Annotated in this window: 8 protein-coding genes; 4 read left to right on the forward strand and 4 right to left on the reverse strand. The window is 74.4% G+C overall.

Translation table 11 applies throughout. The features are described 5' to 3' along the window. The first annotated feature begins 255 nt into the window (after nucleotides 1-255). Nucleotides 256-888: an HAD family hydrolase gene (locus tag ACIGAQ_RS07880; protein WP_399780000.1), complete on the forward strand. Its 633-nt coding sequence runs from the start codon at nucleotides 256-258 to the stop codon at nucleotides 886-888. Nucleotides 889-928: 40 nt separating this feature from the next. Here the strand turns inward: ACIGAQ_RS07880 and ACIGAQ_RS07885 are convergent, their stop codons facing one another. Next, nucleotides 929-1,498 (reverse strand): DUF6328 family protein, encoded by a 570-nt coding sequence (locus ACIGAQ_RS07885; RefSeq protein ID WP_311687878.1) that lies wholly within the window; start codon nucleotides 1,496-1,498, stop codon nucleotides 929-931. Between the two features lie 48 nt (nucleotides 1,499-1,546). After that, nucleotides 1,547-2,839, reverse strand: coding sequence for a helix-turn-helix domain-containing protein (locus ACIGAQ_RS07890; protein ID WP_399780003.1), 1,293 nt, complete (start codon nucleotides 2,837-2,839; stop codon nucleotides 1,547-1,549). Nucleotides 2,840-3,524: 685 nt separating this feature from the next. Here ACIGAQ_RS07890 and ACIGAQ_RS07895 point away from each other — a divergent pair. Then, nucleotides 3,525-4,205 carry a PAS domain-containing protein gene (locus ACIGAQ_RS07895; RefSeq protein ID WP_399780006.1) on the forward strand — a complete coding sequence of 227 codons (681 nt, stop codon included), beginning with the start codon at nucleotides 3,525-3,527 and terminating at the stop codon, nucleotides 4,203-4,205. Nucleotides 4,206-4,398: 193 nt separating this feature from the next. On the opposite strand, the gene ACIGAQ_RS07900 is transcribed toward ACIGAQ_RS07895, so the two are convergent. Both ACIGAQ_RS07900 and ACIGAQ_RS07905 read right to left on the reverse strand, forming a co-directional pair. Continuing rightward, nucleotides 4,399-4,917 (reverse strand): sigma-70 family RNA polymerase sigma factor, encoded by a 519-nt coding sequence (locus ACIGAQ_RS07900; protein WP_362285603.1) that lies wholly within the window; start codon nucleotides 4,915-4,917, stop codon nucleotides 4,399-4,401. A 63-nt stretch (nucleotides 4,918-4,980) separates the two neighbouring features. After that, the gene (locus ACIGAQ_RS07905) at nucleotides 4,981-6,285 is read right to left on the reverse strand and encodes a condensation domain-containing protein (protein ID WP_399780009.1); all 1,305 of its coding nucleotides are present in this window, start codon (nucleotides 6,283-6,285) and stop codon (nucleotides 4,981-4,983) included. A gap of 475 nt (nucleotides 6,286-6,760) precedes the next feature. Here ACIGAQ_RS07905 and ACIGAQ_RS07910 point away from each other — a divergent pair, with 475 nt between their 5' ends. Both ACIGAQ_RS07910 and ACIGAQ_RS07915 read left to right on the forward strand, forming a co-directional pair. Next, a complete protein-coding gene (locus tag ACIGAQ_RS07910; protein WP_399780011.1) occupies nucleotides 6,761-15,397 on the forward strand; it encodes an amino acid adenylation domain-containing protein in 8,637 nt (2,878 codons plus the stop codon). After that, a complete protein-coding gene (locus ACIGAQ_RS07915) occupies nucleotides 15,390-19,277 on the forward strand; it encodes a type I polyketide synthase (protein WP_399780013.1) in 3,888 nt (1,295 codons plus the stop codon). The genes ACIGAQ_RS07910 and ACIGAQ_RS07915 overlap by 8 nt, the downstream gene beginning before the upstream one ends. Nucleotides 19,278-19,279 lie beyond the last annotated feature (2 nt).

Genomic DNA, 19,279 nt, shown 5'->3' on the forward strand with positions numbered 1-19,279 from the left:
AGGCGTCCGCACAGCGCTCCGCCGTCCTCGGCGAGAACACTGTGACGCCAGCCTCCCGGCGTCGCCAGCAGGACAACGCCTGTGGGCAAGCCGAAGAGAGACCGTCTGTTCCGCACACGCACTCGTCGCACCACGCAGCACCAGCCAAGGTTCGCGGCTCCGGCACGGATCACGTCAGAGCTTCGGCACGGATCATGTCAGAGGTGTGCTGCGAGCGCGTGGAGTGTCCCGTCCGCACTGTGCTATCCAGGGGCGATGGTGATCTCCGGCCCGGCGGGCAGGCCGTTCGACGCGGTGCTGTGCGACCTCGACAACGTGATCCGGTTCTACGACATGAGCCGCGTGGCGGCGCTGGAGCGTGCGGCCGGACTGCCCGAGGGGACGACCGCGGAGGTGGCCTACGCTCCGGAGGTCGATCAGCCGCTGCTTCTGGGCCGCATCGGCAAGGAGGAGTGGGTGGAGGCCGTCGCGCGAGGACTCCGGCAGGTGGTGTCGCCTGCCCAGGCCCGGGAGCTGGCCGTCGCGTTCGCCGCGGCGCCCTCCTGGGCGGACCAGGCGGTCGTGTCTGTGCTGCGCCGGATCGGGGAACGCATGCCGCTCGTCCTGGTGACCAACGCGACGGCGGAGCTGGAGGACGATCTGCCGGCGCTGGGGCTGGCGGATCTCGCGGACCATGTGGTGAGCAGTGCGCGGGTGGGGGTCGTCAAGCCCGACCGCGTGATCTATGACATCGCGGCCGGGCGAGCGGGAGTGCCCGGGGAGCGGTGCCTCTTCGTGGACGACAGTCCGGAGAACGTCCGGGCCGCAGCCGCCCTCGGGATGACCGGAGTGCACTACCGCCACCCCCGGGACCTCCTCGCGGCCGTGGCTCCTGTGCTCGGTGTCTGAAAGGGAGTCGCTCGGGGCCGTGGCGAGATGAACCTGTGGCTCACGCGCTCTTCGTGCGGGAGCGCTGCTCGCCGCGGCGGCGCAGGTACAGCGGCAGGACGTACCAGCAGAGGCCGAACCACACCATGACCCCGCCCGCGAGGATCTCGGCGAAGACTCCGGGCACGACGAAGCGCAGGATCAGTAGCAGCGTGCAGCCGATGGTCAGGGCGAGGAGGACCATGCCGCACATCATCAGACGTCCGGCGGTCTCCACGACTTCGTCCTTCATGCGCTGACCGGACAGGAAGCGGTGGATGGAGACGGGGGCTATCAGCGTGCCGGTGGCCGCCGCCCCGAGCACCACCGTGGTGACGTAGATGGCGCGGTCCAGTGTCTCCAGCTCCCGGAAGAGCGGGGTGAAGGCCACGCTCAGCAGGAAGCCGAAGAGGATCTGCACGCCCGTCTGCGTGACCCTGGTCTCCTGGAGTATCTCGTTCCAGCGTCGGTTGACGCGTTCCTGCGGACTCTCGTCCTCCCCGGCGTCGGTTCTGGCACCCCGGTCCTCGCGCTGCGCACCGAGCGCGGTGTTCTCGTCTTCCTGCCCGGCGTTCCGCTGTGTCGTCGTCACGGCTTCCCTCCCATGTCAGAGGGTCCGTTTGCCCCGTCGGCGCGGCTTTCATGCTGGCCCGGTGACCCGCGGCCCGTCCGTCCGGCCGCGCCGCGTCGGGCACGGGGCCGGGGGCGGGGAGTCGACGCCGGCCGCCAGAGTGGTGGCCAGGGCCTGCCAGACGTAGGCGGCGAGGTCGAGGTTCCCGGACTCCGTCGCCTGTGCCGCGAGCCGCCGCAGGGCGGTGACGCCTTCCTCGACCCGGCCCGCCAGGATGGCCAGCCGGCCGTCGAGGACCGACAGTCGCACCCGGTCGCCGTGGGGGAGACGGAGGTCGTCCTCGGACAGCACGGCCCGGCTCAGCGCGCGGGCCTGCTCCAACCGGCCCTGGGCGAAAGCCAGATGCGCCTGGAGCGCGCGCAGTTCCTGGAGTTGCGCGGGAGTGCCGATCAGGCCGAGGACCGGGGCGGCCTCGGCCAGCCGCCGCTCGGCGACGGCCACCCGGGGCGGTGACATCCGCAGGGCTGCCGCGGCGGCGGCGGTCCGCAGCCGGGCCCACAGGCTGAGATCCTCCCTGCCCTTGAGCAGGCCCAGGGCCGTGTCGAGGCGGGCCAGGGCGGCCGCGTCGTCGCCCCTGCGGCTGCTGACCACGGCCGCCGTCCGCAGGGCCTCGGCCGCCTGGACGGCCGGGGCCCGGGGCAGCAGGTCCCGTTCCAGTTCCTCGACGTGCCGGGAGGCCTCCTCCCACCTGCCGAGTTCCGTCTCGACGCTGATCAGCTCCAGCAGAGCGGCCAGCGTGTCGGGCACGCACAGCCCGGCGGTGCGGGCGACGGAGAGCGCCTCGCGCGCCGCCGGTTCCGCCGCGCGCAGGTCGCCCAGGGCGCGGGTGCAGCGGGCGTACCGCGCGAGCGACCGGGTTCGCAGGTCCGGTGCCTCCAACTGCTCGGACAGCGCCATGAGTTCCAGCAGCCGGGTGCGCTCAAGTTCGTGGTCGCCGTCCCGGCCGGCGGCACTGCTCAGCAGCCACAGGGCCTGCCAGCGGGCGGCGGGATCCTCGCCCGGGTCCTCCTCGACGGCCCGGCCGAGCGCCGGGGTGCCGTCCGTGCCGGGGGGCGCCGAGGCCGCGGCGGCCAGCGCCTCGGTCAGGGATCTGCCGTCCGACGGGCCGGTCAGAACCGGGACGTCGACGCCCAGCCGCTGCGCGAGGTAGGCCACGACGCGCTCGGTGGGACGCCGGTCGCCGGACTCCAGACGCGACAGGTGCCCCGTCGACATGCCGTCGCCGGCGACGTCGGCCTGGCTCAGGCCACGTGCCGTCCGGAGCCTCTTCAGCCGACGGCCGAACTGCGGCTGGTCGAGCATCTCCCTCCCTCGGGTTCGGTGGCCCGGTCGGCACGGTATCCGTGGTTCCGTTTGCCCGATCGGGCACGTGAGCGGTCACACACTTTATGGAGCGCGGTGAAGGGCGACAAGCCGTCGTGCGCGGTCCGATGGCGTATTCCGAAGGCGGTGCCGGACTCCCCCGGAATTGTTTGGATCGGGGGTTCCCGGTGCCCGAAAGGGGCCCGCCCGCACAACAGTTGACGAGTTGCCGAGTTCACCTGACAAACTCTTGCCTCGGGGGTTGCCTGCCCTTAGTCTCAAAGGCGACCCCCTTGAACCGTCCCCTCTTCGTCCGGTGGAGGTTTTTGTGCTGCGCAGTGGCCGAACGGGCTTCTTGTCACGGCATGACTTACGATTCGCCCGCCCGGCCGTCTCGTGGCCCGATGACGGGATCGCACACGGGATGGAAGGGTCATGACAACGTTATCCGTCTGACCGGATGCCGGTCGCCTCGGCGCCGCTTCCTCAGCTGACCCTGATCCGACCCGGGAGTCCGGCGCCCATCGCCGGCCCGGGGCGACGCGGACACCCGGCCCCGGCCACCGACGAGGTGGCGCGTGCCGTCACCAGGCGCTCGTCGACACCCAGGCACAGCGCACCGGTCCGCTCCGCGTCCGCTCACCCTTCCCAGCCCCCCACGCGCAGGAAGAAGGACGGTACGTCCGTGGCGACCACGAGTTTCCCCGACGCCTCGCCCCGCAAGAAGAGCGCCGCCGCTCCGGTGGCCCCGGCCCGCCGCGACCTCGGCCGCGAGCCGGGCGGCGCCACCCAGGCACCTGCCTGTACAGCCCATGTGTCCCCCGCGGACATGGTCGTGACGGCCGCCGAACCCGAATTCGCGCGCCAATTCGGCCTGAGTGTCGACGAGATATGCGGACGCGGACTTCTCGAACTGCTCCGTTCCCCTCTCCCCGCACAATTGCGGGAACAGTTCACCGCCCTTTCCTCAGGACGTAGTCGCAGATTCAAGGAAAGGGTGACGGGCAGGGACGGAACCGGCCGTGATTTCCCGGCCGAACTGACGGCGGTGGCCGTCCGGCAGCCCTCGGGTGAGATGGCCGCGATCGTGGTCTTCCTGCGCCGGACCGAGGAAGCGGCCACCGGCGGGCCCGTCCTCAGCGCCCTCGACGCACAGGTCCTGGAAGGGGTGGCGAGTGGTGAATCCACGGTGCAGTTGGCCTCCCGTCTCTATCTGAGCCGTCAGGGCATCGAGTACCGCGTCGGCCAGATGCTGCGGCGTTTCGACGCGCCGAACCGGCCCGCTCTCGTGGCGCGGGCACACGCGCTCGGGATGTTCGCCGTCGGGCAGTGGCCCCCGCGTGTCCTGCCGGAACGCGTGCGGTAGCAGGGGACGGACGAGCGTCAGTACGGAAACGTACGAGCGTCAGTACGGAAACGTACGAGCGGCAGTACGGAAACGTACGAGCGGCAGTACGGAACGGAACGGGGTCCGGCGGCCCCGTCGCGGTGGCCGTGGCGGAGAGGCTCCGCCACGGCCACCGCCGTGTCGGCCCGGCCCGTGAGCGCGGGCGCCGGCCTCACGCCGCCGAGGGCTGCCACGCCTCCTGGAACCGGCGGCGGGCACGGAAGAGACGGGACCGGACGGTGCCCACGGGCAGCGCGAGCACCTCCGCCATCTCCTCCTCGTTCAGCCCGTAGGCACGCAGGGTCAGAACCTGCCGGTGCGCCTGGGACAGGCGCTCCAGCACGTCGCTGATGTACACCGCGTCCATGGGGTTCGTCTCCGCTTGCGACTCCACCTCGGAGCAGCAGCTCTCCGCGCCGTACCGTCTGGCGGTGCGGACGGCCTCCCGCACCGTCACCGAGCGCACCCAGCCGTAGAAGGCCGCCGGTTCGCGCAGGGAACCCAGACCGCGGTAGATGGCGAGCAGTGCCTCCTGCGTGGCGTCGGCGCCGTCGTCGTGGGTGATGGACCGGCAGATCCGCGCGACGTACGGCGTGATGCCGGTCAGCAGGTGGTTCATCGCGTGCTCGTCGCCCGCCTGGGCTCGGGGGAGCAGCGTCAGGGGAGAGGGAAGTTCGCTGACGGTGGTCATGTCGGACAGGGGTTCCTTACGCAACCGGGCGGGCGGGGGTCGGGAATCGGGAACGGGCCGCGCTCAGACGCCCGCGGCCCCGGCGAGCCCGGGTTCCGCCGCGGTCGTGAAACGCAGCAGCCCGGCGCGCACCTCGTCGCGGAACGCGCGCATGAAGGACGGGCTGAAACAGGCGGTGGAGTGCGGGAACTCGATGCTGAGCCGGCCCTCGAAGGACACGACACAGGCCATGACGGGGCTGCGTCCCGCCTGCGGGAAGTAGTGCTCGCGGGCCGGTACCAGACGCACGTCGGCCGCCTGCAGCCCCTCCGGCAGCCGCGGTCCCGGGACCACTCCCATGTTGGTGGCGATCACCGTGGCCAGTTGCAGGAGGGGGTTGCGGGGGATCTCCGGCGTGATGCGCATCTCGTGGACGTGGTCGCCGCGGGAGAGGAAGTCGCCGAGGCGGGCGTGCACGGTGCGGGCCAGGTCCAGGGGATCGGACGCCTCGGAGACCTCCACGGTCTGCAGATGGGTGGTGACTGCGGGAACCAGGGCGGAGGCGGGCAGCGGCGGGGACAGCCGCGAGCGCAGGTCGACGGGGGAGAGGCAGCCGAGGGTGCGCGCTCCCGCGTCTCCGGCCAGCCGCCGCCGGGCCGTGAGCAGCAGCGTCGCGGAGATCAGGGCGTGCACCGAGACGCCAGTGGCGCGCGCCGTCATGCGCAGCCGCGAGGTGAGGTCCGGGTCGAGGGTCAGCCTGCGCACCTCGATGTGCCCGTCCCCGTCGGCTCCTTCGCTGTCGGCGTCGTACGGGACCAGTTCGACCGGGTGCCGGCGTATCTCCTCCAGACGGCCGTCGAGGTACTTCGCCGTGTCGGCGTCGTCCACCGGAGGCAGCAGCCGGCTCACGGGCTCGGGCCAGCGCGGGAGTTCCCGATCGTCGGACTCGGCGGCGGTGCTTTCGACCAGCGTCCGGTAGCGGTCCCACAGGGCGTTGTGCAGCGCGATGCTGCTGTGGCCGTCGGTGATGGTGTGGTCGATCACCAGCACGAACAGATGGCTCTCCCCGCCCGGCGCGCTGACCAGCACGGCACGGCTCAAGGGGCCCCCGACCGGCAGCGGCCTGTTCAGCTCCGCCGCGTAGGCCGCGTGCTCGTCGCCGGTCCGGGTGACCAGCCGGGGCCGCTCGTCCGGGCCGAGGACGCGCAACACGTGGCCCGCGCCGTCCTGTTCGATGCGGGAGCGCAGCGGCGGGTGGGTCTCCGTCGTGGCGTCGAACGCGGCCGACAGCGCCGCGACGTCCACCGGTCCACGCAGGGTGCAGGACAGCACGGCCCTGCTTCTCTGGCCCACGTAGAGCGTCTCGACCGGACACAGCGCACGGTGCATGCCGTCAGCCTTCTTTCCGTCGTTCGTTCCGGAAGTCCACGGCCCCGGGACAGGTCTGCCGCCGCGGCGGTCCGCGGGGAGGTCGGGGGGCCTTCCGAGAGTGCACGGCGGACGGCGGCCGAATCCAGCCGGGAGGGCGACGGGCGGGGAAGTCGCGTGATTTCCCTAGAAGTTGAGCCGCGGCGCGCACTCCCCGGACCCGGGAAATTCAGGGAAACCCTTGAATCGGAGGCCACAGGGCCGGTTCGCCTTGACCTCCATGGCGCCGGTGCACCACCGTGCTGTGACGTGAAACCGGGGCGGGTGAGGTGATCCCCCTGCCCCCGGTGTGCGGCCTCCTTTCCTCCCTGTGGGCCGGCCCCGGCGCGCAGCCCCATGGCACGCGCGGGGCGCCTCGGGGGTGGCCGCATCCGTCCGATCCGGCCGGGCCTTCGCCGTCCGGGACATTTACGGCTTGCCACGTGAGGGTTGCGCTATGTCACTCCAGGAGGACGCACGTCGACCGCTGTCCGGAGCCCAGGAGGGCCTCTGGTACGCCGGACGGCTCGCACCGGACAGCGCCGCGTACAACACCGCGGAGGCCGTGCAGATCCACGGGCCCCTCGACACCGCCCTGTTCGAGTCCGCGCTGCGCCGCGTCGTCGCCGAGGCCGACACCTTCGCCCTGCGGTTCGCCGACACCGACGACGGTCCCCGCTGCCATCCCGCGCCGGACGCGGACGACTGGACCCTGCACCGGGCCGATCTCACCGGCGCCGGGGATCCCGAGGCCGCCGCGTGGGAGCACGTCCGCGCCGACCTCGCGACCCCCGTGGACCTGGAGAAGGGCCCGCTGTTCGCCCACACCCTGCTGACGCTCGCCCCTGACCGCCACCTCTGGCTGCTGAGGGCCCATCACCTGCTCCTGGACGGCTACAGCTACAAGCTCCTCGGGCGCCGCCTGGCCGAGACGTACAACGCCCTGGCCGAGGGGCGGGCACCGGGGCCCTGCCCCTTCGCGCCGGTGCGCCGGCTCCAGGAGGAGGAGGCGGCCTACCTCGCGTCCGAGCGGTACACCCGCGACCGTGACCACTGGGCACGGCGCCTGGCCGACCTGCCGGAGCCCGCCCGGCTCACCTCCCGCACGGCGGCCCCCGCCGCGCCCTTCCTGCGCCGCACCGCCGAGCTGACGCCCGCCGAGACCGACGCCCTCGACGCCGCGGCGACCCGCCTCGGCATCCGGCGCACCGACCTGCTGACCGCCGCGACCGCCGCCTACCTGCACCGGATGACCGGCGCCGGCGACCTGGTGCTGGGGCTGGCCACCATGAGCCGTCTCGGCAGTGCCGCCCTGCGCACCCCCGGCACCGCCTCCGACGTCCTCCCGCTGCGCGTGGCCGCCACCTCCCGCACCTCCGTCGCGGAGCTGGCCCGGACCGTCGCGGACGAACTCGAGACCCTGCGCCGCCACCAGCGGTACCGCGGCGAGTTCCTCCGCCGCGACCTGGGCCTGCTGGGCACCGGGCGGCGGCTGTACGGACCCGTGCTCAACATCGTCCCGTTCGACGAGTCCCCGGTCTTCGGCGGCCACCCCACCACCTGGCACCACCTGTCCGGCGGAGCCGTCGACGACTTCCAGATCTCGGTGCGCCCCGGGCCCCGCGGCGGCGGACTGTGGCTGGCCTTCGACGCCAACCCCGCCCTGTACGACGAGGACGAACTGGCGCTGCACCGCGACCGGTTCCTCACCCTGCTGCGCCGGCTGGCCGAGGCCGGACCGACGGCACCGCTGGGTGATCTGGACCTCCTGCTGCCGGGGGAACACCCCCGCGACACGCCCGTCCGCACCTACCCGGTCGAGCGGACCCTCACGGAGCTGTTCGAGGAGCGCGTGGCGGCCGGGCCCGAGCGGACGGCCGTCAGCCACGGGGACGAACGGCTCACGTACGCCGCGCTCAACACCGAGGCCAACCGGCTGGCCCGGCTGCTGACCGAGCACGGCGCGGGCCCGGGCCGGGTCGTGGCGCTCGCCCTGGAACGCGGCATCCGGCTGCTGCCCGCGCTGCTGGCCGTCCTCAAGACCGGTGCCGCCTACCTGCCCCTCGACCCGGGGCAGCCGGCCGAGCGGCTGCGGCTGGTCGTCGAGGACACGGCCCCCGTCGTCCTCGTCACCGAGCACGCCCACACCCATCTCGCCCAGGACGCCGTCCCCGCGGTGCTGCTGGACGATCCGGACGTGGCCGCGCTGCTCGCCCGGCGCTCCGGCAGCGACCTGACCGACGCCGAACGGCACGGCCCGGTGCGCCCGTCCGACATCGCGTACATCATCCACACCTCCGGCTCCACCGGTCGTCCCAAGGGCGTGCCCGTGCCGCACGCCAACGTCGTACGGCTCTTCGCCGCCGCGGCCGAGCACTTCGACTTCCGGTCCGACGACGTCTGGACGCTGTTCCACTCCTACGCCTTCGACTTCTCCGTCTGGGAGATGTGGGGAGCCCTGCTGCACGGCGGCCGGATCGTCGTCGTGCCGTACGCCGTCAGCCGCTCGCCGCGCGACTTCCTCGGCCTGCTGCACCGCGAGGGCGTGACCGTCCTCAACCAGACGCCGTCCGCCTTCGAGCAGCTCGTCGACGCCGACCTCGAACACGGCGGCGGCACCGGGGCGTTGCGCTACGTCGTCTTCGGCGGGGAGGCGCTGCGCCCGGCGCGGCTGCGTCCCTGGGTGGAGCGGCACGGCCTGGACCGCCCGGCGCTGGTGAACATGTACGGCATCACCGAGACCACCGTGCACGTCACCCACCACCGCCTCACCCGGGCCGACCTGGACGACCCGCGCCGCGTCAGCGTCATCGGCACCCCGCTCGCCGACCTCCGGGTGCACCTGCTGGACGCCGAGGGCCGCCCCGTGCCGCCCGGCGCGACCGGCGAGATGTACGTCTGCGGTCCCGGCGTCGCGACCGGCTACCTGAACCGGCCCGAGCAGACCGCCGAACGCTTCCTCGACGACCCCCACGGCCCGCCCGGCACCCGCATGTACCGCTCGGGCGACCTGGCCCGGCGCCGCCCCGACGGCACGCTCGACTACGTCGGCCGCTCCGACGCCCAAGTACAGCTGCGGGGTTTCCGCATAGAGCCCGGCGAGATCGAGGCCGTCCTCGCCGCCCACCCGGGCGTCGCCCGCGCCGCCGTCGTGCCCCGCCGCGCCGGCAACGGCGCCCTGCACCTCATCGCCTACACCGTCCCCTCCGGCGACACCCCCGCGAGCCCCACCGAACTGCGTGCCCACGCCGCCGCGCACCTGCCCGAACACATGGTCCCGGCCGCCTGCGTCCCGGTGGACGCCCTGCCGCTGACCGCGAACGGCAAACTCGACGTCCAGGCCCTGCCCGACCCCGACTTCACCACCGCCTCCTCCGGCACCCGCCCCGAGACACCGCAACAGAGCCTGGTCTGCGCCCTGTTCGAGGACGTGCTGCGACTGCCGCGCGACACCGTGGGCGTGGACGCGGGCTTCTTCGACCTGGGCGGCGACTCCCTGCTCGCCACCCGGCTGCTGGCCCGTCTGCGGCACGCGACCGGCGCGGAGATCCCCATCACCGCCCTGTTCGAGACGCCGACCCCGGCCGCGCTCGCCGAGCGGCTCGCCGCGGGCACGGACGCCGCCCCCGCCCGTCCCGCCCTCGGCGCCACCGAACGCCCGCAGCGGGTGCCGCTGTCCTTCGCGCAGGAACGCATGTGGTTCCTGAACCGGCTCGACGAGGGCGCGGCCACGTACCACATCCCGCTCCTCGTCCCCGCGGGAACCGAACTCGACACCGAGGCGCTCGCCGCCGCGCTCGGCGACCTGGCCGACCGGCACGAGAGCCTGCGCACGGTGATCGCCGAGCACGACGGGGTCGCCCACCAGCACATCCTGGCGCCGGGAGAACTGCGCCCGGTGCTGCGGCGCGTCGACTGCCCCGCCGCGGAGACCGCCGCCCAGGTCTCGGCCGCGCTGCGCCGCCCCTTCGACCTGACCGCCGAAAGCCCCCTCGCGGCCTGGCTGCTGGGCACCGGCAACGAGCGGGTCCTGCTGTTCGTCCTGCACCACAGCGCCGCCGACGGCTGGTCGCTCGGCCCCTTCGCCGCCGACCTGTCCGCCGCCTACGCGGCCCGGCGGGCGGGGCGGACACCCGACTGGGCGCCCCTGCCGGTGCAGTACGCCGACTACGCGCTCTGGCAGCGCGCCCTGCTCGCCCCGGGACCGGACGGCCCGGGCCGGCTGGAACGGCTCACCGCCCACTGGCGCACCGCACTGGACGGCCTGCCCGAGGAGTGCACCCTGCCCGGCGACCGGCCACGGCCCTCCACGCCGCGCGGCGAGGGCGCGCACGTCGAACTCACCGTCGACACCGCCCTGCACCGCGCCCTGCTGCGCCTGGCCGACCGCGAGGGCGCCAGCCTGTTCATGGTCCTGCACGCCGCCCTCAGCGCCCTGCTCACCCGCTGCGGCGCCGGCGAGGACATCGTCCTCGGCACCCCCGTCGCGGGCCGCACCGAACCCGGCCTCGACCCCCTGATCGGCCTGATCACCAACACCCTGGTGCTGCGCGCCGACACCTCCGGCGACCCCGCCTTCCGGGACCTCCTCGCCCGCCTGCGCACCGCCGACCTGGCCGCCCTGGACCACCAGGACCTGCCCTTCGACCGGCTCGTGGAGGACCTCAACCCCGCCCGCACGCCCGGGCGGCACCCCTTGTTCCAGGTCATGCTGGCTCTGCAGAACAACACGCCCGCCGTCCTCGAACTCGACGGCACACGCACCCGGTTGCGGCCCACCGCCACCGGCACGGCGAAGTTCGACCTCTTCGTGGACGTCCTGGAGAGCCACGACCCCGAGGGCGCCCCCGACGGCCTGACGCTGCACGTCGAGTACGCCACCGACCTCTACGACGCCACGACCGCCGAGGCGTTCGCCCGCGCGCTGCACGACGTCCTGCACACGGTCGCCACCGACCCCGGCATCCGCCTCGGCCGGCTGCCCGGCCTCCCCGAGCGCACCCCGGCCCCGGCCGTGACCGACCCCGCGGACCTGGCGGACGCGGCCCGGTCCGTGCCCGGCATCCGCGACGCCCACGCCCTGCCCGGCCACGGCGACGCCCCCGCGCGGCTGTACGTGGTGCCCGGACGCCCGGACGCCGCCGCACGCGTCGAGGAGCTCCTGGAGCGCGCGGGCCACGACGCCGCCCGCGTCACGGCGGTCAACGCCCTGCCCCGGACGGAGGACGGCACCGTCGACAGCGCGGCGCTGAGCGCCCTGCCCGTCGTCGACTCGACCGCGGCCGGGGCGTGGCGGGAGCGGCTGGCCCGGCTGCCCGGCGTGACCACGGTCGACGTGTCGGTGGAGAACACCCCCGAGGAACTGGACCGCCGCCACACCGGGCGGCCCGACCGCCCCACCGCGGCCGCCCCCGCCGCGCGCCCCGCGTCGGCCTCCGCCGTCCCGGCCGTCAGCGAGGGCCCCGCCCTCGCCGAGCCGTCCGTGCCGAGCTGGGCCGAGGCCCTGCGCCGCGCCGCCGCACAGGGCCGAGGCGACATCGTCCACGTCCACGCCGACGGCAGCGAGCACCGGCGCACCTACGCCTCCCTCGTCCCCGAAGCCTCCCGCGTCCTGGCCGGCCTGCGCCGGGCCGGCCTGCGCCCGGGCGACCGGGTCATCCTCCAGTGCGACGTCACCGAGGACTTCCTCGCCGTGCTGTGGGGCTGCGTCCTGGGCGGCTTCGTCGCCGTCCCGCTGACCGTCCCCGCCTCCTACGACACCCCCTCCGCGGCACTGACGAAGCTGGAAGGCATCTGGCGGATGCTCGGCCGGCCCTGGATCGTGTGCTCCACCGGCCGCGAGACCGGGCTGCGCGCGGTCGCGGCCCGGCAGAACTGGCCCGGGCCGCGCTTCACCACCGCCGACGCGCTGCGCGAGGCGCCCGAGGACCACGACTGGCACCCCGCCGAGCCGGACGACCTCCTGCTGATGCTCATGACGTCCGGCAGCACCGGCCTGCCCAAGGCGGTGCGGCTCACCCACCGCAACGTGCTGACCCGCTCGGCCGCCACCGAGCAGATGAACGGCCTCGGCGCCGACGACGTCTCCCTGAACTGGATCCCGCTCGACCACGTCACCGGCGTGGTCATGTTCCACCTGCGCGATGTGTACCTGGGCTGCCGCCAGATCCACGCCCCCACCTCCTGGATCCTCCAGGACCCGCTGCGCTGGATGGACCTCGCCGACCGGCACCGCGTCACCGTCACCTGGGCGCCCAACTTCGCCTTCGGGCTCCTCGCCGAGCAGGCCGACCGCTTCACCGGCCGCAGCTGGGACCTCTCGCCCATGCGGCTGGTGATGAACGCGGGCGAGGTCGTCGTCGCCTCGGCCGCCCGCGCGTTCCTGCACACGCTGCGGCCCTTCGGCCTGCCGCAGGACGTGATGCACCCCGGCTGGGGCATGTCCGAGACCTGCTCCGTGGTCACCGACGCCGTCCTGCCCGCCGAACCGGTCCCGGGCGAGGGGACGTTCGTGAGCTGCGGCCGGCCCTACCCGGGGTTCGCCATGCGGATCGTCGACGAACAGGGCACCGTCCTCACCGAGGGCGAGGCGGGCCGCTTCCAGGTCCGCGGCACCTCGGTCACCGGCGGCTACCACGACAACCCGGCAGCGAACGCGGAGGCGTTCACCGACGACGGCTGGTTCGACACCGGCGACCTGGCGTTCCTGCGTGACGGCGAGCTCTACATCACCGGCCGCGCCAAGGACGTGATCATCGTCAACGGCGTCAACCACTACAGCCACGAGATCGAGGCGTGCGTCGAGGAACTGCCCTACGCCGAGCGGAGTTTCACCGCCGCCGTCGCGGTGCGCACCGACCCCTCGTCGCCCACCGACGAACTCGCCCTCTTCCTGCACCTCACCCCGGACGCCACCGCCGACCCGGCCCGCGCCCTGCGGGAGATCGCCGGCAAGGTCACCCGGGAGATCGGCGTCAGCCCCGCCTTCCTCATCCCCGTGACACGGGACGCCGTCCCCAAGACGGAGATCGGCAAGATCCAGCGCACCAAGCTGCGCAAGGGCTTCGAGGCGGGCGACTTCGACGACGAGGTGCGCCGCACACAGGTGCTGCTGGGCACCGCGGCCACCGTCCCCGACTGGTTCCTGCGCCCGGTGTGGCAGCGGGCGGAGCGCCCCGACGGGCGCGCCGCGCCGTCCGGCCGGCACACCCTCGTCCTGGCCGGCGGCGATCCCCGGGCCGCCACCCTCGCGCGGCGGCTCGCCGACGCGCTGCGCTCCGCCGGCGGCCTGTGCACGGTCGTCGAGGAGGGCACGTCGTACGCCCGCACCGACGCCGCGCACTACCGCCTCCGGCCCTGCGACGACTCCGACTTCGCTGCGCTGCTGCGCCGCTTGGAGGACGACCAGCGGCCCGTCGACACCGTCCTCCACCTCGGCGGACTCGACGACACCGAAGGCAGCCAGGGGGCGCCGGACGACACGACGGCCGTGGAGCGGCTGCTCGCGTTCGCCCGGGTCCTCGCCGCACGGCCCCGTCCGCGGCACCCCGTCGACCTGGTGTACGTGTCGGCGGGCGCGCAGGCCGTGCGCCCCGGCGACCGGCCCTCCCCGGGACACGCCATGGCCGGAGCGCTCCTGAAGTCGCTGGCGGAGGAGTCCCGTTGGCTTCGGGCCAGGCACCTCGACCTGCCTCCCGACGGCACGGACCCGCTGGCCGTCCTGACGGCCGAGGCGACGGCCGGCGGGGACGGAGCGGACGTCGCCTACCGCGACGGACACCGGTACGTGCGCCGCCTCGCCCCCCTGCCCGACACCCCCTCGCAAGCCGAGCCGCCCGCGCACGACGGCTTCACCCTGCTCACCGGGGGCCTCGGCGGCGTAGGCACCGAGATCGCCACCCATCTGCTGCGCACCCCCGGCACCCGGCTGCTCGTCCTCGGGCGCACCCCGGAGGAGCAGGCCGGCGCACTGCCGCGCCTGCGCGAACGGGGAGAGGTCCGCTACGCCCTCGCCGACGTCACCGACGAACACCGGGTGCGGGCCGCGGTCGAGGCAGCCGCCGAGGCCTGGGGCGTGCCCCTGACGTCGGTGCTCCACCTGGCCGGAACGCTCGCCGAACGCCCCGTCGGCGAACTGGACACCACCACCTGGCACCGGGCGCTGGAGGCCAAGGTGCGCGGCGCCTGGACGCTGCACCGGCTCACCGCCGACCACCCGGTCACCTCCTTCGTCACCTTCTCCTCGGTGAACGGCTTCTTCGGCGGCGCCATGAACGCCGCCTACGCCGCCGCCAACGCCTTCCTGGACGCCCTCGCCGGGTACCGCCGGAGCCTCGGCCTGCCGGCGCAGTCGCTGGCCTGGAGCATGTGGCGCGACCGGGGCATGAGCCGCGGCTACGGCCTCACCGCCCTCACCGAGGCCCGCGGCTACCGGCTGCTCGACACGCCCGCCGCGCTGCGCTCGTTCGACTTCGCCCGCACCCTGGACGAGCCGCACCTGCTGATCGGCGCCGACCGCACCGCTCCCTGGGTGCGCAGCCACGTCGTGGCCCCCGCGCGCCAGACCCGCCGCGTGGCCGCACGCGTCGGCCTGGACGACGGCACCGACCTGGGCGCCCTGCACCAGGCGGCGGGGGAAGGCGCTCGCTCGGCCGGGCTCCGTGACGCGTGGGTCCTGCGTGCGAAGGGCTCCGCACAGGGTCCGGACCCTGCCGAGGCCGACGAGGAGCCGCGCGAGCTGGAACGCCGGCTCGCCGAGGTCTGGTGCGGCGTCCTGGGCCGCGACCGGGTGGGCCGGGACGACAACTTCTTCGACCTGGGCGGCAATTCCCTGCTGCTCGTCACCGCGCAGACCGCCGTCCACCGCACTTTCGGCACCGACGTGTCGGTGGTCGACCTGTTCGCCCACCCCACCGTGCGCGACCTGGCGCGCCACCTGTCGGCCACCGGCGCCGGCCGCGCGGCGCCCGCCGGAGCGCCGGCCGGTCCGGAGGCGGCGGCCGGTCTGGACCGCGCCAAGGAGCAGGCGCAGCGGCAGCGGGCCGCCCGCGCCCGCCGCTCCGCCCGGCAGGGCAGGGACCGCGGCCGTGCCTGACCGGACGAACCCCGTGCCGCACACCACCGATCCGGGAAAGGACGACACCCACGCCGTGCACGAGACCAGCGCACCCCACGACGACGACCTCCCCGCCGTCGCCGTCATCGGCATGGCGGGCCGCTTCCCCGGCGCCGACGACCTCGACGCCTTCTGGGAGAACCTCGCGGCCGGCCGCGAGTCCGTACGGCCCGTCACCGACGAGGAGTTCCTCGCCGCGGGCGGCGACCCGCGCGACCTCGACGACCCGGCACTGATCCGGATGGCGTCGGTCGTCGAGGGCATCGACCGCTTCGACTCCGGCTTCTTCGGCTACAGCCCCGCCGAGGCCGCCGTCGTCGACCCGCAGCAGCGGCTGCTGCTGGAGACGGCCTACCACGCCCTGGAGGACGCCGGCTGCCTCGGCGCCGACCGCACGGGAGAGGCGTTCGGCGTGTACGCGGGGGCCGGGGACAGCCGCTACTACCCGTCCCACGTCCACCCCCGCTACGCCGGGCAGCCCGGCTCGGTGGCCCTCGTCCACGCGGCCACGGCCAACTCCCTCGGCACCCTCGCCACCCGCGTCTCCTACGAACTCGGCCTCACCGGGCCCAGTGTGTCGCTGCAGACGGCCTGCTCCACCGCGCTGGTCGCCGTGCACACCGCCTGCCAGGACCTGCTGGACCACCGCTGCGACACCGCGCTCGCCGCCGCCGTCTCCCTCAACCCCTCGGCCGTACTGGGCTACCGCCACGTGCCCGACGGGCCGTTCTCACCCGACGGGCACTGCCGGGCCTTCGCCGCGGACGCCGCCGGCACCTCCTCCGGCGACGGCGTGGGAGCCGTCGTGCTGAAACGCCTGGAGGACGCCCTCGCCGACGGCGACCGCATCCGCGCCGTCATCCGCGGCAGCGCCGTCAACAACGACGGCCGCCGCAAGGTCGGCTTCAGCGCCCCCAGCGCCGCCGGGCAGACCGAGGTCATCCTCGCCGCGCAGGCCCAGGCGGAGGTCGACGCCGGCACCATCGGCCTCGTCGAGGCGCACGGCACCGCCACCAAACTCGGCGACCCGATCGAGGTGTCCGCCCTGACGGAGGCCTTCCGGCACAGCACGGACCGGACCGGATTCTGCGCGCTCGGCTCGGTCAAGACCAACATCGGTCACCTCGGGGCCGCCGCCGGCATCGCCGGACTCATCAAGGCGGTCCTGGCCCTGGAACACCGGCAGATCCCGCCGAGCCTGCACTTCGACCGGCCCAACCCGCTCATCGACTTCGACGCCGGTCCGTTCCGCGTGCCCACCGCCCTGGAGGACTGGCCCGAGGGCGACCACCCCCGCCGCGCCGCCGTCAGCGCCTTCGGCATCGGCGGCACCAACGCCCACGTCATCCTGGAGGAGGCCCCACCCGCCCCTCCCGCCGCTCCGCGCCCGCCCGAGGGCGGGCACCGCCTGGTGCTGCCGCTGTCGGCGCGCACCGCCGGCGCCCTGCGCGGCCAGGCCGAGGCGCTCGCCCGGCACCTCGAACGCCGCCCGGAACTGCGCCTGGACGACGTGGCCCACTCCCTGCGCACCGACCGGCCCGCACTGCGCCACCGGCTCACCGTCACGGCCGCCACCCGCGAGGAGGCCCTCGACGCACTGCGCTCCGCGACCCCGGCCACCCCGCCCCTCTCCGACGACCCGGCCCGCGTGGCGTTCCTGCTGCCCGGCGGCGGCACCCAGTACCCGGGCATGGGCAAGGAGCTGTACCGCGACGACGCCGTCTACCGCGACACCGTCGACGAGTGCGCCCGCATCCTGCGGCCCGTCCTCGGCACCGACCTGCGCACCGCCCTCTTCGAGGAGCGACGGCCCGACGACACCTGTGCGTTCCTCGGGCTCGTCGTCACCGAGTACGCCCTGGCCCGCACGCTCATGGAGTCGGGCGTACGTCCCGACGCGCTGATCGGCCACTCGCTCGGCGAGTACACGGCCGCCTGCCTGGCCGGCGTCATCGACCTCGCGGACATGCTGCCCCTGGTCACCGAACGCATCCGGCTCATCAGCTCCGCCGGCGGAGCCACGGTCGGCGTCGCCGCCCCGGCCGAGGAGATCCGGCCGCTGCTCGACGCCGACCTGTCCCTGGCCGCCGTCAACGGCCCCAGTGCCTGCACCGTCGCCGGGCACCTCGACGCCGTCACCCGCTTCGAGGCCGAACTGACCCGCCGGGGCGTGCCGTTCCGCCGCCTGCGCATCCCCGTCGCGGCCCACTCGCACGTCCTGGACCCGGTGCTGCCTGCCTACGAGACCCACCTGCGTCAGGTCACCCTGCGCCCGCCGCGGATCCCGTACGTCACCAACGTCACCGGCACCTGGGTCACCGAGGACCAGGCCACCTCCGTGCGGCACTGGCTCGCCCACACCCGCGACACCGTGCGGTTCGCCGACGGCATCACCGCCCTGTGGGACCGGCTGCACCCGGTCCTCGTGGAGATCGGGCCCGGCGACACCCTGACCAAGCTCGCCACCGGCCGGCTCACCGACGGGACACCGGTGACGGTGACCACCATGCGGCACGCCAAGGCCGAGGCGTCCGACGGGTTCGTCCTCGCCGAGGCGCTGGGACGGCTGTGGAGCGCGGGCGTCGACAGTGCCCTGCCTCCGGTGCCGGGCACGCCCCGGCGGGCGCCGCTGCCCCCGTACGCCTTCGAACGCCGGCGCCACTGGATCGACGCACCCGGCGCCCGGACGGACCCCGGCGCGTCCGACGACACCCCGGCCGCGGCGGACCCGGGCCTCGCCCCCCGGCCCCGGCTGACCACCGAGCACGTACCGCCGCGCACCGACCGCGAACGGGAGGTCACCCGGCTCTGGGAGGAGACCCTCGGCGTCGGCGGCATCGGGGTGCACGACAACTTCTTCGACCTCGGCGGCGACTCGATGCGCGCCGTGCTGCTGGCGGGCCGGCTGCGCCAGGCCGGAGTCCTCGACGTCCCGGCGGCGACCCTGCTGGCCGCGCCGACGGTGGCCGGAGTCCTCACCGCCACCGGCGAACCCGACGGGGACACCCGCGAGCAGACCCCGACCGCACTGAGCCCGCTGCTGCCGCTGCGCGCCGAGGGCACCGCCACGCCCCTGTTCTGCGTCCACCCCGGCGCGGGCGTCGCCTGGCGCTACACCGGCCTGCTGCCGCACCTCGGCGGCGACCAGCCCGTGTACGGCATCCAGGCCGCCGGCCTCGACGGCACCACCCCGCCCGCGCCGGACGCCGCCGCCATGGTCGCCCACTACCTCGACCTGGTGCGCCGCGTGCAACCCCACGGCCCGTACCGGCTGCTCGGCTGGTCCTACGGCGGTTTCGTCGCCCACGCCATGGCCTGCGCGCTGCAACGCGACGGGGAGCGGGTGGAACTCCTCGCCCTGCTCGACGCCCCCCAGCCGCACGGCACCGCACACGACCCCGACGCGGCCGAACGCCAGGTCGCGGCCCTGCTGTCCAGGGTGGCCGGGCTCGCGGTCGACGGGGCGCCCGTGGAGACCGTCCTGGACCGGATCGACCGCCGGGTCGCGGCCGACCCGGCGAGCGTCCCCGTCACCCGCGCCGAGGCCGCCGCCATCGCCGCCGTCATGCGCAACAACCTGCGCATCGCGCCCCAGTTCGCACCCGGCTCCTACCGCGGTGACGTGCTGTTCTTCAGCGCCGCCGAGGAACAGCCCACCGACTTCCCGACGGACCTGGCGGTGCTGCCCGGCAAGGCCGACAGCTGGCGGCCCTACGTCGACGGAACCCTGCACGACCACCGTGTGCCCTGCGGCCACTACGAGATGACCGAACCCGAACCGATCGCCCGTATCGGCGAAGCGGTCGCCAAGGCCCTGCGCGGCCTCGGCGACCGGGCCGCCGCATCCCCTTCCCCGTGAAC

The organism is Streptomyces sp. NPDC085932, from assembly GCF_044540525.1.
Taxonomy (GTDB): Bacteria; Actinomycetota; Actinomycetes; order Streptomycetales; family Streptomycetaceae; genus Streptomyces; species Streptomyces levis.

Bases quoted from the DNA above. Each gene is read 5' to 3' on its own strand.
- ACIGAQ_RS07880 (WP_399780000.1), top strand. From the start codon at position 256: ATGGTGATCTCCGGCCCGGCGGGCAGGCCGTTCGACGCGGTGCTGTGC.
- ACIGAQ_RS07890 (WP_399780003.1), bottom strand. From the start codon at position 2,839: ATGCTCGACCAGCCGCAGTTCGGCCGTCGGCTGAAGAGGCTCCGGACG.
- ACIGAQ_RS07900 (WP_362285603.1), bottom strand. From the start codon at position 4,917: ATGACCACCGTCAGCGAACTTCCCTCTCCCCTGACGCTGCTCCCCCGA.
- ACIGAQ_RS07905 (WP_399780009.1), bottom strand. From the start codon at position 6,285: ATGCACCGTGCGCTGTGTCCGGTCGAGACGCTCTACGTGGGCCAGAGA.
- ACIGAQ_RS07910 (WP_399780011.1), top strand. From the start codon at position 6,761: ATGTCACTCCAGGAGGACGCACGTCGACCGCTGTCCGGAGCCCAGGAG.